16 protein-coding genes are annotated in these 15,582 nt (G+C 60.1%); 1 reads left to right on the top strand and 15 read right to left on the bottom strand.

The annotated features are described in order from the left end of the window. Window positions 1–137: 137 nt before the first annotated feature. The 11 genes from ACTQV4_RS05445 to rpsP all read right to left on the bottom strand — a co-directional run bounded on the left by ACTQV4_RS05445 (window position 138) and on the right by rpsP (window position 11,134). On the bottom strand, window positions 138–926 hold the full coding sequence (locus ACTQV4_RS05445; protein WP_154516244.1) for a ribonuclease HII: 789 nt from the start codon (window positions 924–926) through the stop codon (window positions 138–140). A 93-nt stretch (window positions 927–1,019) separates the two neighbouring features. Next, window positions 1,020–1,361: a 50S ribosomal protein L19 gene (gene rplS / locus ACTQV4_RS05440; protein ID WP_117583231.1), complete on the bottom strand. Its 342-nt coding sequence runs from the start codon at window positions 1,359–1,361 to the stop codon at window positions 1,020–1,022. Between the two features lie 209 nt (window positions 1,362–1,570). Beyond that, complete coding sequence (gene ppdK, locus ACTQV4_RS05435) at window positions 1,571–4,321, bottom strand: pyruvate, phosphate dikinase (RefSeq protein ID WP_441569450.1); 2,751 nt, start codon at window positions 4,319–4,321, stop codon at window positions 1,571–1,573. A 341-nt stretch (window positions 4,322–4,662) separates the two neighbouring features. Next, a complete protein-coding gene (locus tag ACTQV4_RS05430; protein ID WP_154516238.1) occupies window positions 4,663–5,538 on the bottom strand; it encodes a pyruvate, water dikinase regulatory protein in 876 nt (291 codons plus the stop codon). A gap of 34 nt (window positions 5,539–5,572) precedes the next feature. Beyond that, entirely contained in the window at window positions 5,573–7,669 is a 2,097-nt protein-coding gene (glyS, locus tag ACTQV4_RS05425) for a glycine--tRNA ligase subunit beta (RefSeq protein ID WP_441569449.1), read from the bottom strand. Window positions 7,670–7,672: 3 nt separating this feature from the next. Continuing rightward, entirely contained in the window at window positions 7,673–8,584 is a 912-nt protein-coding gene (locus tag ACTQV4_RS05420; protein WP_117716653.1) for a glycine--tRNA ligase subunit alpha, read from the bottom strand. Between the two features lie 59 nt (window positions 8,585–8,643). Continuing rightward, a complete protein-coding gene (lepB, locus tag ACTQV4_RS05415) occupies window positions 8,644–9,207 on the bottom strand; it encodes a signal peptidase I (protein WP_441054258.1) in 564 nt (187 codons plus the stop codon). A gap of 2 nt (window positions 9,208–9,209) precedes the next feature. Further along, complete coding sequence (gene trmD, locus ACTQV4_RS05410) at window positions 9,210–9,968, bottom strand: tRNA (guanosine(37)-N1)-methyltransferase TrmD (protein ID WP_154516229.1); 759 nt, start codon at window positions 9,966–9,968, stop codon at window positions 9,210–9,212. 10 nt (window positions 9,969–9,978) lie between these two features. Beyond that, window positions 9,979–10,470, bottom strand: coding sequence for a ribosome maturation factor RimM (gene rimM / locus ACTQV4_RS05405; RefSeq protein ID WP_441560632.1), 492 nt, complete (start codon window positions 10,468–10,470; stop codon window positions 9,979–9,981). 34 nt (window positions 10,471–10,504) lie between these two features. After that, window positions 10,505–10,750, bottom strand: a complete 246-nt coding sequence (locus tag ACTQV4_RS05400; protein WP_154516529.1) for a KH domain-containing protein — start codon at window positions 10,748–10,750, stop codon at window positions 10,505–10,507. A 42-nt stretch (window positions 10,751–10,792) separates the two neighbouring features. Continuing rightward, window positions 10,793–11,134 (bottom strand): 30S ribosomal protein S16, encoded by a 342-nt coding sequence (gene rpsP, locus ACTQV4_RS05395; protein ID WP_022094749.1) that lies wholly within the window; start codon window positions 11,132–11,134, stop codon window positions 10,793–10,795. Window positions 11,135–11,335: 201 nt separating this feature from the next. Here rpsP and dinB point away from each other — a divergent pair, with 201 nt between their 5' ends. Beyond that, window positions 11,336–12,592, top strand: a complete 1,257-nt coding sequence (gene dinB, locus ACTQV4_RS05390; protein WP_427794791.1) for a DNA polymerase IV — start codon at window positions 11,336–11,338, stop codon at window positions 12,590–12,592. A 228-nt stretch (window positions 12,593–12,820) separates the two neighbouring features. On the opposite strand, the gene ACTQV4_RS05385 is transcribed toward dinB, so the two are convergent. The 4 genes from ACTQV4_RS05385 to nadD form a co-directional block, all read right to left on the bottom strand. Beyond that, window positions 12,821–13,570 carry a transposase gene (locus ACTQV4_RS05385; protein ID WP_441560600.1) on the bottom strand — a complete coding sequence of 250 codons (750 nt, stop codon included), beginning with the start codon at window positions 13,568–13,570 and terminating at the stop codon, window positions 12,821–12,823. A gap of 230 nt (window positions 13,571–13,800) precedes the next feature. Beyond that, on the bottom strand, window positions 13,801–14,256 hold the full coding sequence (gene rsfS / locus ACTQV4_RS05380) for a ribosome silencing factor (protein ID WP_427726898.1): 456 nt from the start codon (window positions 14,254–14,256) through the stop codon (window positions 13,801–13,803). A gap of 27 nt (window positions 14,257–14,283) precedes the next feature. Beyond that, the gene (yqeK, locus tag ACTQV4_RS05375) at window positions 14,284–14,817 is read right to left on the bottom strand and encodes a bis(5'-nucleosyl)-tetraphosphatase (symmetrical) YqeK (RefSeq protein ID WP_427718844.1); all 534 of its coding nucleotides are present in this window, start codon (window positions 14,815–14,817) and stop codon (window positions 14,284–14,286) included. Between the two features lie 87 nt (window positions 14,818–14,904). Beyond that, window positions 14,905–15,582 carry a nicotinate-nucleotide adenylyltransferase gene (gene nadD / locus ACTQV4_RS05370; protein ID WP_427794396.1) on the bottom strand — a complete coding sequence of 226 codons (678 nt, stop codon included), beginning with the start codon at window positions 15,580–15,582 and terminating at the stop codon, window positions 14,905–14,907.

The raw sequence follows: 15,582 nt of genomic DNA, 5'->3' as shown, positions 1-15,582 counted from the left end.
TTGCGGGTAAGTACCAAAAGAAAACCAAAGTCCAACCAAAAACAAACAAAAAAGGGACCGCATGCAACAATTGGGTTGCATGCGGTCCCCACCAGCTGGTTTATAAAATCCCAGAAGTCCCTGTCTCCATATTTGCCTTAAAAAAGACGCTCCGTCTGCAAAAAATTTCCGCAGAAGCTCACACGATGCAACGGAGAAAGGCCATGTTTACGAATAGCCTCAATGTGCTCGGGGCTCGCATAGCCCTTTGACTCAGCAAGATGATATTCGGGATACTCGGCGTCGTACTCGACCATCATCTCGTCACGCGTGACCTTGGCCATAATGGAAGCAGCGGCGATGCAGGCGATTTTGGCATCGCCCTTCACCACATCGCGCTCGTTAGGGACGGCGCCCAAAGGGTTACCGTCCATAAGCACGCAATCGGGCTCGAGCCCCGTATCGGCCACCGCACCCGCGACGGCAGCGCGGATGGCGCGGGCCATGCCCATCTCATCGATATCCGCAGGCGCGATATGGCAAAAACCAATGGCCGTAGCCACCTCGGCAATCTGCACCGAGAGCAGCTCACGACGGGCAGGCGTGAGCTTTTTGGAATCGTTAATGCCCCAAACGCGCGGCTCCATGGGAAGGCAGACAGCGCAGACCGTCAACGGGCCGGCGACAGAGCCGCGCCCCACCTCGTCAACACCAACGACCACGCCATCGCCGCCGAGCTCATGCATCAGCTCGTACATGCCGTTGACGCGCTCGCGCTCGGAAAGTTCCTTGGCATGGCGCTTAAGTGCGCGTTCGCAAGCCTTGATCACCTGCTGGCGCGGATCCTCGCGATAGTGCTCCACGAGGGCGGGAATCTCCTCGAACGTGGCACTCGCCAGCTCGCCGGCAACCTGCGATGCCGAAATCGAGCTCGTCATATTGGCCATACCAGGCCCTCCTTGCATGGAAATCAGATAAAAAGAAGGGCCACCCGAAGGTGACCCTTGTGTCCAAACGAGTGGACAGACGCTGCGATCTTCTTAGCGCTTCTCGGGGATGCGAGCAGCCTTGCCCACCTTGTCGCGGAGGTAGTACAGCTTGGCGCGACGGACGCGACCATGACGGACGACCTCGAGCTTGGCGATCTTGGGGCTGTGAAGCGGGAAGGTACGCTCAACACCGACACCGAAGGAAATCTTGCGGACGGTGAAGGTCTCACGGGCACCGGCGCCGGCCATGCGGATAACGTCACCCTGGAAAACCTGGATGCGCTCGCGGTCGCCTTCCTTAATGCGGTAGTGAACCTTGACGTTGTCGGCAACGCGGACCTGCGGGATGTCCTCGCGGATCTGCTGACGCTCGATTGCGCGGATGTAATCCATGTGCAATTCCTTACTCTTCTAGAGGTGCCGTACCACCTTGGCCGGCACGTAGTTGAACAAACGTATTCGAGTATACACGCGCGGGTTTCTGCTGCAAGAACAATTTTTTTCGCAGACAAAAAGACAAAACCCGCACATGATAACCGCCCGCCTCACAAATGAGACGGGCGGCATGAAGGGGGATACGCTAGGGGTCTATACACTAAACGCTAGGCGGAACGCTTGGCCTCGAGCTTGGCCTGGGCGGCAGCCAGTCGTGCGAGGGGCACGCGATAGGGCGAGCAGGACACGTAGTCCACATCGGCCACGTTGAACAGGCCCTTGATGGACTTGGGGTCGCCGCCGTGCTCGCCGCACACGCCAAAGTGCATGTCGGGGTTGGCGGCGCGACCCTTCTCGACTGCCATACGCACCAGCTCGAGCACCGCCGCGTCGATGGTCTCGAAGGGATTATCCTTCAGGATCTTCTTGTGCATGTACAGCGGGATGAACTTGGCCTCGGCGTCGTCGCGCGAGAAGCCGAAGGTTGTCTGGGTGAGGTCGTTGGTGCCAAAACAGAAGAAGTCGGCATGGTGGGCGATCTCGTCGGCGACCATGCAGGCGCGCGGCAGCTCAAGCATCGTGCCCACGGGAATATTGAGCTCGACGCCCTCCTCGGCGGATACCTCGGCGATCACGCGCTCGATGACCTCGCGGGTCTGGACGTGCTCGGCTGTGATGGAAACGAGCGGGACCATGATCTCGGGGCGCGGGTCAACGCCCTCCTTGATAAGGCGGGCAGCAGCCGTGGCGACGGCGCGAACCTGCATGAGCGGCAGATCGCCAAAGACAACGGACAGGCGCACACCGCGCAAGCCGAGCATCGGGTTGGACTCAACCATGCCGTCGATTCGACGCAGGCGGGCACGCAGGGTGGCAAGCTCTTCCTCGCTGGCGCCGGCGGCTTCCTTCTTGGTGATGGCGACCTCGAGCTCGCGAGGATTATCCAGGAACTCATGCAGCGGCGGATCGAGCAGGCGAACGACCACATCGCGACCGGACATGGTCTTAAACATCGCCAGAAAGTCCTCGGTCTGAACCTTGAGCAGGTCGGCCAGGGCCTGCTGCTTCACGGCCTCGTCGTCGGACAGGATAAAGCTCTGGATAATGTTCTTGCGGTCGCCCAGGAACATGTGCTCGGTGCGGCACAGGCCGATGGCCTCGGCGCCAAACTCGAGTGCGAGCGCGGCATCCTCGGGGTTGTCGGCGTTGACGCGCACGTGGTTGGCGTGACCGTCGGTCTCGTCCAGGCGAATCTCGTCTGCCCAGGACAGAATGGTGTCCAGATCGCCGGTGAGCTCGGCGGAGACCAGATCGACGGCGCCATCGACGACGATACCCTGAGTGCCGTCGATGGAGATGACATCGCCCTCGTGCAGCACGCGGTCGCTGCCCTCGATGCGCACGACCTTCTCGGCGGCGTCAATATGGAAGCGCTCAACGCCGCAGACACAGGGCGTACCCATACCGCGGGCGATAACGGCGGCATGGCTCGTCTTGCCGCCGTGGCTGGTAAGGATGCCCTCGGCAGCGACCATGCCCTTCAAGTCGTCGGGGTTGGTCTCCCAGCGGACCAGAATGACCTTATGGCCCTCGTTGGCGCGCGCGACGGCATCGTCGCTCGAGAACACGACCTCGCCTACGGCGGCGCCGGGGCTGGCGTTAAGGCCGCAGGCCAGGGCCTCGTACTTCTTGGAGGAGTCGAACTGCGGATGCAGAAGCTGGTCGAGCTGCGCGGGATCGATGCGACTCACGGCCTCCTCGCGGGTGATGAGGCCCTCCTCGACCATCTCGATGGCGATGCGCAGCGCGGCGATTGCGGTACGCTTGCCCACGCGAGTCTGGAGCATCCAGAGCTTACCCTGCTCGATGGTGAATTCGATATCGCACATATCGCGGTAATGATCCTCGAGCGTCAGGAAAACGCGCTCGAGCTCCTCACCAGCAGACTCGAGGCCCGGGGTGGTCTTGAGGTCGGCGATGGGCTCTGTGTTGCGGATGCCGGCGACGACGTCCTCACCCTGGGCGTTAACCAAAAAGTCACCGTAGAACTCCTTGGTGCCATCGGCCGGATTGCGCGTAAAGGCGACGCCGGTCGCAGAGGTCTCGCCTTTGTTGCCAAAAGCCATGGCCTGGACGTTGACGGCAGTGCCGAGCTCGTCGGAAATGCCATGCTGTTTGCGGTAGATGCAGGCGCGCTCGTTCATCCAGCTGCCAAAGACGGCCTGGATGGCAAGGCGCAGCTGGAGCTCCGGATCGTGCGGGAAGACGGGCTTGCCGTCGACAACCTCGAGCTCGGGATACAGGGCAGCCTCGACGTTCTCGGAGAAGATGCCCTTGAAGGTCTCGACGAGCTCCTGCAGGTCCTCGGCCGAAAGCTCGGAATCGACGCGAACGCCGGCGACCAAGCGAGCCTGGGTCAGGGCGTTCTCAAACAAGTCGGCATCGACACCCATAACGACGTTGGAGAACATCTGGATAAAGCGGCGGTAGCTATCCCAGGCAAAACGCGGGTTTTGCGTCTGGGCAATGAGGCCCAGAACGGAGTCGTCGTTAAGGCCCAAGTTTAGGACCGTGTCCATCATGCCGGGCATGGAGAACGGAGCACCCGAGCGAACCGACACGAGCAGCGGGTCGGATGCGTCACCAAGCTTCTTGCCGCAGCGGGCCTCGAGATCGGCCTCGGCGGCAACGATCTCATCGAGTGCGCCTTCGGGCCACACGTTGCCGGCACCGGAGTACTCGACACAGGTTTGGCAGGTAATGGTAAAGCCACCGGGAACCGGCAGGCCGATGCGGCTCATCTCGGCAAGATTTGCACCCTTGCCGCCAAGCACGAAGTTCATGGACTTGTCGCCCTCAGTGACACAGGTGCCCTGGGCGTCGGTTCCAAAACGGTAAACCCTCTTGCAATCGCTCACGATACTCCCCTTCCATGCGCTGTCGCGCACGACCGTGGTAACGAATCGACCCGCCGGATGCGAGCCGTGAGGGTACTATACGGCGGGTATTGGAAGTGCTTGCGTAGAGGGTGCGAGGTTTGGTAAACGTGGTAAAACTGACGGTAAACGGTAGATAAAGGTGGTTACCTTATGAAGATACCAGTGTAGGAGACTTGCAGGTTAACTGAAAGAACTTTGCTAAATCGCTTTACCATAAGTAGCTAATTTGGGACGGGGCTTTTTTAGCTACCCCGTCGGCAATCGGCCAAAAAGCTCGCGGCCTCAGCCGGGGTAGCTAAAAAAGCCCCGTCCCAAATTAGCTACTTTTGTTGGGCTCGGCGAGCGGCACGACGGGCTCGAGCTTCTTGGATTTCCTCCAAATGACCGATGATCTCGGATGCACTCTCCTCAATCGCCTTACCGTCGGTACGCACCACAAAGCAGCCTAGGCGCTTCATGAGGGCACGGGCTTCCTCAAGCTCGCTGCGCACACTCTCGGGCTCGGCATAGGAGCCGGCGACGGCGCGGGCGTAGTCATCGCCCAAGCGGCTGTCGCGAATCTCAGAAATTACGTCAACGGTCGAAATCAGGCCGAACAGGCGCATCGGGTCGACCTCGTAAATCGACTTCGGCGGCTCCATGCCGTGCGCCAGCGGAACGTTTGCGACCTTGTAACCCTGATAGGCCAAATACATCGACAGCGGCGTTTTGGACGTACGCGACACGCCCAGCAGCACGATATCGGCCCCCGAAAGGTCGTCGCAACCGCGCCCGTCATCGTGCTCAACGAAATACTCCATAGCCTCAATGCGGTGGAAATAGCGGTCATCCGTTTTGTGAATAACGCCCGCAACGCCCTTGGGCGGCACACCGATGAGCGACGACAGCACGGCAAGGGTCGGACCGATCAGGTCGACAGAGCGAATATGCAGCATACCCAGGTAATCGAGCACGCGGGCGCGAAGCGCCGGATCGACGATAGTGTGGAACACGGCGATATCACGATGGTCCGCATCGACGCGCGGGCCCACAAACGACTTGACCTGCTCCACCGAGTTCACTTTGGGCAAGCGCAAGAGACGAAAAGCCCCTTCATCAAATTGCCCGGACGCCGCAAGCACCACCTCACAAGCGGTATCACCGAGCGAGTCGGAGATAACGATAACGGTGGGACGTGCGGTGACCGGGCAATCCATGCGGGGCTCCTTTTGCGCTTATGCGCAGGCTGGCTTACTTTTTGCGGGCAAGCTCACCGATGTTGGCGATGCCAGAGAAAACGGCCTCGAAGCGGTTGAGCAGCTTAAGGCGATTATCGCGGAGCTGCTCGTCCTTGTCCATGACCATAACCTCGTCGAAGAAGCGGTCGATGGGGGCACGCAGGGCGGCAAGGGCGGCAAATGCGGCCGGGTAATCCTCGGCAGCAAGGGCGCCATCGACAGCGATCTGAGCAGCCTCGGAGGCATCGGCGAGCGCGAGCTCGGCCTCACCCATCAGACTGCGATCGTACTCCATACCCAGCTCGGGCTTGGAGATGTGCGCGGCGCGGGCATAGGCAGTAGCCAGGTTGTCGAAGGTCTCGGCATCGTTCTTACGAGCCTCGTCGAGCGCGGCGCAGCGGGCGAAGAAGACGGACGGAGCGATGATGTGCACCGCGGAGACGGCGGCGACGGTATCCGCCGGAATCTTCTCGTCGCGGGCCATGCTCACCAGACGGCCGTGGAAGAAGTCACGGACCTGCTGGGCGACCTCGGCGGCGTCGAACTCGATGCCCTGCTCGCTATAGAGCTCAAGGGCAAAGTCGATGAGCGTCGTGGGGTCGATCGGCAGACGATCGCGCAGGATGTTGATAATGCCGATAGCGGCGCGACGCAGCGCGTACGGGTCGGAAGAGCCGGTCGGGGGCTCACCGATGGCAAAGATACCGGCAATGGTATCGAGCTTGTCGGCACAGGCCACGATGCAGCCAGCGGTGCCCTCGGGCAGCTCATCGCCGGCAAAGCGGGGACGATAGTGATCGCGAATGGCGTGGGCGACCTCGTCGTTCTCCCCCATCGCAGTTGCGTAATAGCCACCCATCACGCCCTGCTGGCTCGTAAACTCGACGACGGCGTTGGAAACCAGGTCGGCCTTGCACAGGTGCGCGGCGCGAGCGGCATCGGCAGCGAGGTGGGCGCCCAGATGGGCCTCGCGGGCAATAGCGAGCGCGAGCTGCTCAATGCGCTCGGACTTGGCGAGCACGCTGCCGAGCTTCTCCTGGAAGGCAACCTTGGCCAGACGCTCACGGAACTCGTCGAGGGAGATCTTCAGGTCCTCCTCGTAGAAGAACTTGGCATCGTCCAGACGGGCGCGCACGACGCGCTCGTTGCCGTCGATCACACGATCGGCATTCTCGGGCTTGCTGTTGGAGACGACCACGAACTCACGCGTGAGCTTGCCCTCGCCGTCATAGATCGGGAAGTAGCGCTGGTTGGTGAGCATGGACTCGCAGATGATCTCGTGCGGGACCTTGAGGAACTCCTCGTCGAAGGTACCGACGAGCACCGTCGGCCACTCGCAGAGGTTAATGACCTCCTCGAAGACCTTCTTGGGCGTATCGACATGGCAGCCAGGGCGAGCGGCCTCGACCTCGGCAATACCGGCAAGGATGGCCTCACGACGACGCTCGGCAGAGAGCACGCCGGCGTCCTCGAGCACCTGCTCGTAGACGGCGGGGCTGGCGACAACATGGTCACCGGGGCCCAGAACGCGATGTCCGCGCGTGGTATTGCCGCTCGTCACATCGGCAAACGTCACGGGCACAACGTCCTCGCCCAGAAGGCAGCAGATCCAACGGACCGGACGCACAAACGTAGCGTGCTCGTGGCCCCAGCGCTGGCTGCGGTAGTTGGGCCACTGCAGGCCTGCGATCGTCTTCTCGCACAGGGCCGTCAGAATAGGGGTAGCCGGTGCGGAGGGAATGTTCTTCTCGGCGAACACGTACTCGCGGCCGTCGGTATCCTCACGACGGATCAGGTCCTCGGCAGCCACACCGCACTTGCGGGCGAAGCCCTGAGCGGCCTTGGTGGCGTTGCCGTCGGCATCGAAGGCAATGTTTGCCGCAGGGCCGCGCTTGACCTCGTGGACCTCATCGGTCGCGGTGGCGACGTTGGTCACGAGCGCAGCCAGACGACGCGGGCTCGAAATCACGCGGACCTCGCCATGGGCCAGGCCGGCCTCGTCGAGGCCCTTGGCGATCATATCGCCAAGCTGCTTGACGGCATTGTTCAGCGGTGCGGAGGGCATTTCCTCCGTACCGATCTCAAACAGGAAATCCTTAGCGTCTGCCATGGCTTACGCCACCTCGCCTTCCTGGTCGGCATTCTCGTTAACTCCGGCGACCTCGGCCATATAGGCCTCGCAGCACGCCTTGGCGACGGCGCGGACGCGCAGGATGTAGTTGGCGCGCTCGACTGCGGACAGGGCGCCGCGGGCATCGAGCAGGTTGAAGGCATGGCTGCACTTCATGACGCAGTCGTATGCGGGCAGCGGCAGCTTGCGCTCCAGACAGGAGTGGCACTCGGCCTCGTAGTCGTCAAACTTCTGACGCATCATCTCGACGTTAGCGACCTCAAAATTGTAGGCGCTAAACTCGCGCTCGTTCTCCAGGAACACGTCACCGTAGGTCATGGGCGTGCCGTCGGGCAGATAGCTCCACACCAGGTCGTAGACGGAGTTGACGCCCTGGGCGTACATTGCGATGCGCTCCAGGCCGTAGGTGATCTCGACGGGCACGGGGTCGACCTCGATGCCGCCCACCTGCTGGAAGTACGTAAACTGCGTGACCTCCATGCCGTTGAGCCAAACCTCCCAGCCAAGGCCCCAGGCACCGAGCGTCGGGCTCTCCCAGTCGTCCTCAACAAAGCGGACGTCATGGTCGTTGGGGTCCAGGCCAATGGCGGCAAGAGACCCCAGGTAAAGCTCCTGAGCATTAACCGGGGAAGGCTTAATGAGCACCTGGAACTGATAGTAGTGCTGCATGCGGTTGGGGTTCTCGCCGTAGCGGCCGTCGGCGGGACGGCGGCAGGGCTGCGCATAGCAGGTGCGCCACTCGGAAGGACCGAGCGAGCGCAGCGTGGTCGCGGTATGGAAGGTACCGGCACCGACCTCGGAGTCATAGGGCTGCATAATGACGCAGCCCTGCTCGCCCCAATACTGCTGGAGGCGCAGGATGATGTCTTGGAAGGAAAGCGATGAAGCGTTCATGCCTCTAATATCCCCTCGTCGAAACGATTACACGGTTAGGTACTGTACTATAGCGGTTTTTAGTCGATAGCGCCCAGACGGTTGAGCGGCCAGTAACGCACGAGCGCCACGGCGATCAGGTCCGAACGGTCGACCGGGCCAAAGTAGCGTGAGTCGGCTGAGTTCTCGCGGTTGTCGCCCATCACCCACACGCACCCGTCGGGGACGGTGTAGGGATAGCTCACCTGAGCACCAGGCGCCTGGACCGACAGTGGCCAGCTCATGCCCGTCGTATAGTCCTCGTCGAGCGCTTGGCCGTCAACGACCACCTTGCCGTCCTGCAGGTTGACCGTCTGGCCGGCCGTAGCGATGACCCGCTTGACGAGCACATCGTGCTCGGAAGTGCCGTCGGGGTTGTGGAACACCACAATATCGCCCTGTTTGACAGGCTGGCCGAGCTCAAGCGTCACCTTTTGCGCCAGGATCTGGTCGCCAATCTCAATCGTGGACTCCATGGAACCGGTGGGAACCACAAAGGGCTCGACCACAAAGGTGCGAATCAAGAAGGTGGCCACGAGTGCGATCGCGACGACCACGACCCACTCAAACGCGCCCTTTAGCATGGAATGCTGCGACGGAACCATTCTCACTCCTCGCTCTGCGAATACGAAGCGTCCAAAATCTCCTGCGCGTACGCACGCTCCTGGGGCGTAAGCCGCGCCGTCTCAATTAAGTCGGGACGCCAGCGACAGGTGCGCTCGATGGCGTTCTTGCGGCGCCAAGCGTCAACCTTGGCGTGGTCACCACTTACAAGCACGGGAGGCACGCCCTCGCCGTTAAACTCGGCAGGACGGGTGTACTGCGCGTACTCGAGCAGCCCTCCGTCCTCGGCGGTCGAGAATGATTCGTCAACGTTGCTCATCTCATCTCCCAGAGCGCCGGGAATCAGACGCACGACGGCGTCAGCAACGACCATAGCAGGCAGCTCGCCGCCCGTGAGCACATAGTCGCCGATCGACAGGCGCTCGTCGGCATAGGCATACGCGCGCTCATCGACACCCTCGTAGCGGCTGCACACAAACAGCAGGCGCTCGCTTTGGAGCAGGCGCTCGGCTACATGCTGCGTAAAAGGCTCACCGCAGGGCGTAAAGAACACCACGGTGGGCTTGGGACCCTCAGAGCTAATGGCCTCGATTGCCTCGGCAATAGGCTCTACCTTCATGAGCATGCCCTGACCACCGCCGTACGGCTCGTCATCGACGGTACGATGGCGATCGTGCGTCCAGTCGCGCAGGTTATACGCCTTAAAATCAAAAAGGCCGGCCTTGCGGGCACGGCCCAAGATCGATGTGGACATGACGGGTTCAAACATCTCGGGAAAGACCGAAAGGGTCTCGATCAGCATGTTGTCCTCCCTACTCGTCCATATCGATCAAGCCGTCCATAACGTGGACGGATATTGCTCCCCGACCGGGAAGATCGAGCACAACTTGCTCGATCACGGGAATCAGCACCTCGCCGTACCGATCACCCTCGACAACCCAAACGTCGTTGGCGGGCGTCGACATAATCTCAACGATCGTTCCGAGCGACCCAAAGCGATCGTCAACCACCTCGCGACCCATAAGGTCGGTATAGGCGGCATCGAGTGAATCGAGCTCAAAGTCATCACGGTTCGCCAGAACGAAACAACCCGTGATGCCCTCGGCGGCCGTCAAGTCGTCAATGCCCTCAAACGAAACCAAATCGCCATCGCCCGTATCGGTAACGGATGTAACCGTGCAAAAGCGGTCACGCTTGAGCGCCGGTGGCGTCAGGGCGACACGCATACCCGGCTCCAATACAGAAGGAAGCCCCCGCAGCGGCTGCGCGAGGACCTCCCCCTTCCTTCCATGCGGCTTAACCACACGGGCGATGTTTTTGTACTGGGACCTCAAGGTCCTAGCCCAGAACCTCTACCTCGACGGAAGTGTCGAGGCGAGCGGCCAGTGCACGGGCGAGCGTGCGAATGGCCTTGATGGTACGGCCACGACGGCCGATGACCTTAGCGACGTCATCCTCGGCGACCGAAACCTCAATAGTTGAGGCGTCGTCACCATCGATAACTTCCAGGCTCACGGAATCCGGGTCGTCGACGATCTGAACAACGAGATATTCGACGAGATCGGCGATGCGATCTGAGAGCATTGCCTCACCCTCGAGCTGTGCAGCGTCAACCTCAGGCACGATTTACTCCTCGGCGCCCTCAGCGGCCTCAGCAGCAGCCTTAGCGGCCTCGGCCTCTTTGGCGAGCTGCTTCTTGGACTTCTTGACGACGGTCTCGGTCTTCTCGCCCTCGTTGGCGGCCTTGACCAGGGCGGCGACAGCGTCGGTGAGCTGAGCGCCCTTGGACTGCCAGTCGGCGATCTTCTCGAGATCGAGGTTGATGGTCTTGGGGGCGGTCATCGGATTGTAGCGGCCAACCTCCTCGATGATACGACCGTCACGCGGGGCGCGGGAATCGGCGACGACGACACGGTAGTACGGACGCTTCTTAGCGCCGTGACGAGCAAGGCGAATCTTGACTGCCAAAGGAAACTCCTCCAACCAAGCAGCTTTAGGCTGCAACTACAAACAAACAGTTGAACATAATACGCCATCGACGCGGGCAGGTGAAGTCCGTGAGACCAACTTCTTCGGTGTAGTCGAAGGCAAATCCATATCTTAGACAAGAATTCGCGATTTGCAAGCACATCCACGCACCCCACATGAGCTGCGCGGTATACTCATGCCATGAAAAGATGCGAACATACATACGGTTATGAGGATACTGCGGGCGTCACGCCGCCGCCCTGGACGGGTCCGGCGGTGGGTCTGATGGATCTCGATGCGTTTTTTGCGAGCGTGGAGATGCTCGATCATCCCGAGTGGCGCGGCAAGCCGCTTATCGTTGGCGGAGACGCCGAATCGCGCGGCGTCGTCTCCACCTGCTCATACGAGGCACGCCGCTTTGGCGTGCACTCCGCCATGCCCTCGGCCGAGGCGCGCCGCCTCTGTCCGCAGGCCATTTGGACACACGGGCATTTCGACCGCTACCACGAGGTCAGCGCACAGGTCATGAATATTCTTGCCGACGAGACACCGCGCGTAGAGCGCGTGTCCATCGACGAGGCCTTTATCGACATCACGCCGGGCCGCTTTGCGCCCGAGGACCCACTGCTCGTCGTACGACGCATCAGCGATCGCGTGGCGGCACTGGGGGTGACCTGCTCCATCGGCGTCGGTTGCAACAAAACGGTAGCCAAGATTGCAAGCGAGCGAGACAAGCCGTTTGGGCTTACGGTCGTACGCCCGGGAACTGAGCAGCGTTTTCTGGCACCGTTACCTGTTTCTGCCATGAGCGGTATCGGGCGCTCGGCCGAGGAGCGGCTGCGCCGCATGCGGATTTACACGCTGGGCGAGCTGTCGCGCGCACCGGAATCCACACTGTCTGCGATTTTTGGCGTTAACGGCGAGCGGATGCGCCAGCGTGCGTTGGGGCTCGAGGTTTCCGAAGTCACGAGCCTCGATGAAGAGCGTGAGGTCAAGTCGGTAAGCAATGAGCGCACCTTTGCGAAAGATTTGACCGAGCGCGGGGACATCGAAGCGGCGATTGCACTATTGGGCGAATCCGTCGGACGTCGCCTGCGCCGCCAGGGGCTTACCGGCACCACGGTAACGCTCAAACTTAAGTACTCGTACGGCAGCGGTCGCTCGGCACAGCGACGACTCCCCCATCCCACCGACGACGAGAACATCTTTGTGGCGGTAGCGATCGAGTTGCTCGACAACATCTGGCAGGAAGGAATGCATGTACGCCTTGCCGGCATAGGCATGAGTGACTTCAATCATCAAGGCGGCATACAGACCGACCTGTTTTGCGAAGTCGACGACCGCGGAGCCCAATCCAGCGACCGCCGTGACCTCTCCGTCGCCATCGACGCAGTCCGAGACAAGTTCGGCGACACCGCCCTATCCTTCGGCCGCCAATCACGCTTCTCCTCCCACTAATTAGTCAATTTGGGACGGGGCTTTTTTAGCTACTTTAGATTGTCAGGGTAGTACGGGGTAGCTAATTTGGGACGGGGCTTTTTTAGCTACCCTTCAGCTGGCAGCGAATCACCCGGGGCCGGAATAAAACTCAACCGATTTGTTGGGTTAGCTAAAATAGCCCCGTCCCAAATTAGCTACCCAACCCATACCTGACGCGGTCGCAACACAAACCTCGTCCAAAATGAGCTATTTTTTGACTTTGACCTTTTGTATAGTGCAGTGTCCAATGCCCGTAAGGCGGACGATCTGTTTAATCGAAAAGCCCTCGCTCTTCAAAGTACGAATGCAGGCATCGCGCGCCCCCTTTGGCAAAGCCTTAAGGTGATGAGGCTCGTACGGCTTAAGAAGAGCCTGCGCAAACTCCAGCGCATCTGTGTCGCTCACATGAGCGCCGTCACGGAAGCAATAGCGATTGGGCTCACCCGAGGTGCTGAAGGCAAAAAATCTCTGAGAGTCACCGAGCAACCCGAGAACGCAATCCGTTTTGCAGATACCCGGATATCCCATATACTCGCGAAAGCTGCTCCATCGATACAGCGAAGCGGTCCCAATCCTCGCCTTCGCGGGATTGTCGTGAATGTATCTCACGCAGTTGAGCAGCTGATCATCATCGAGGATCGGCACACTCTTAAATCGATCCTGGAAAACAGGCCCCTTCCTGCCTGTCTTTGAGTTGAAATACATGGCATACGCCGTCGTAATCGAATGCATGCAATCGCTCAGATGAACATGCTCGTCGTCAAGCAGAAGATGAATATGGTTATCCATAAGGCACCACGCGATGACATCCACTTTAAACTTCTGGCATTTCGAAGCAACCAGCCGAATCAGATAGAGCCGATCTTCGTCATCCTCAAATATGAGTTGGTCGGCACATCCCTTTTGGACGACATGGTAAAAACCATATACAGAGATTTCTCGCGCAGTCCGAGTCACACGCATCCCCTCCTCTACAGATGACAATTACGTTACCCGAGCCAGAGTAGAAAAAAACGTACTGGGGGCTATAAATCGCGATGTTCGGCGAACGGTAGGTAGTAGCTAAAAAAGCCCCGTCCCAAATTAGCTACTTTTGGGCAAAAAGAAAGCCGGGCGGCCGCGGAAAAACGCGACTGCCCGGCGAAATACTTGAGGGTAGCTAAAAAAGCCCCGTCCCAAATGAGCTACTAGAGGAGGTCCAGGGAGAGCTGGGGAGCGTCGCCCCAGAGCTTTTCGAGGCGGTAGAACTCACGTGCCTCGGGAGTGAAGACGTGGACGACAACCGAACCGTAGTCCATGAGCATCCAGGTCTTCTGCTCGCGGCCCTCAATGGAAAACGGGTGCTCGCCGCAAGCCTCGGCGACTTTCTCCTCAATCTCGTCGACGATGGAATCAACCTGGCGGTTGTTGGTGCCGGTAGCAAGGACAAAGTAGTCGCACACATCGGAAAGCTCAGTCAGATCGAGCACCTGAACGTCCTCGCCTTTCTTGTCGTAGGCGGCCTGCGCGGCAGCGCGGGCGACATCCTCGGCGGCGACACCGCTGGCGGAGAGCGTCGCGGCAGTGCGGTCGGACGTGGCCACGAAACTCTTGTGCTCCGCACCTTCAAGAATCTGCTCGTCAGTCATGGTCTCATCGGCCATGGAATACCTCTTTCTAGACAGCCCGAACTAGCGCAGCTGGGCGTAATGGTTGTAAATCGTAATAGCCGTGGGATAAAGATAGCGCCCGGACTGGATCACATAGACCAGACCCTGCGCAAAACAGGAGAAGAACAACTCGTCGAGCGAGGACTTCCCCACCATCTTGCGCAGCGCATGGGCATAATCGCCGTGGCGGTTGGGTTCGATGGCATCGGCCACAAAGACCACCATATCGAGCGGCGTCATGTCGCAAGCGCCCACGGTGTGACGGTCGACAGCCTGAAAGACCGCCGGCGACAGCTCGGGAAAAAGCTGCGGAAGCTCATAGGCGGCAACCGGGCCATGCAAAAGCGGCGTCGCGGCAGACGGAGAGCCGGCAATCTTAATGCCATAATGCAGAGCGCGCGTGACCAGCTCGTCGTCAGAGAGTACTTTGTCCCAGTCATGGATCAGGCCGGCGGCAGCGGCATCAAAGCGGTCGACACCGTATACCTCAGCTAGGTGCAGTGCCGTCTCGGCAACCCCGAGCGAATGCACGTAGCGCTTACGCTTATCCTTCATGCGCACATCGAGCAACTCGTGGATACGCGTCAAGAGCGCGCGCTCGTCGCCCTCAAACTGATCTTCTACCGACAACGTTTCCCCCCGTCAATCAAAATCGTCTTGCCCAAGATCGGCATACAGGCCGCGTTTACGGATATAGCCGAGCACGGACTCGCTCGTAAGATAGCGCACGCTCATGCCGCGGGCAACCCGCTTGCGAATGTTGGTCGAGCTAATTGCCAGCGCCGGAATCTGAATATAGCGCACATCGAATGGCAGCCCCGATTCCTTAATCCTCGCCCGGGCCGTATCGATGTCAAAGCCGGGACGTGTCGCAGCGATAAAGGTTGCCAGTTCGGCAATCTCATGAGCATTGTGCCAGGTCACAATATCAATAATCGCATCGGCACCCGTAATAAAGTAAAGCTTCACCTGTGGAGGGTAAAACTCGCGAAGGGCACGCAGCGTATCGGCTGTATAGGTGACACCGGCACGATCGATCTCGAAGCGGCTTGCCAAAAAGGCCGGGTTCGCGGCAGTCGCGAGGACTGTCATGGCATAACGGTCCTCAGCAGGCGTCACCGGTTTGTCGAGCTTAAAGGCAGGAGAGCCGGCCGGCATAAAAAGCACAGCGTCCAAGTCGAGCGACTCGCGAGCCTGCTCGGCGGTAACCAAGTGCCCGTAATGAATCGGGTCAAAGGTGCCGCCCATAATGCCAAGCCGAAACTCGTGCCCATCCTTGATGGGCAGCTCAGGCAATCCGATTCCACCGCGCAGCGACAT

Origin of the sequence: Collinsella sp. LCP19S3_B11, from assembly GCF_052121915.1 — a bacterium.
Classification (GTDB): domain Bacteria; phylum Actinomycetota; class Coriobacteriia; order Coriobacteriales; family Coriobacteriaceae; genus Collinsella.
The sequence above is the reverse complement of the archived record's forward strand: the minus strand, read 5'-3'. Positions and strand labels throughout refer to the sequence as shown.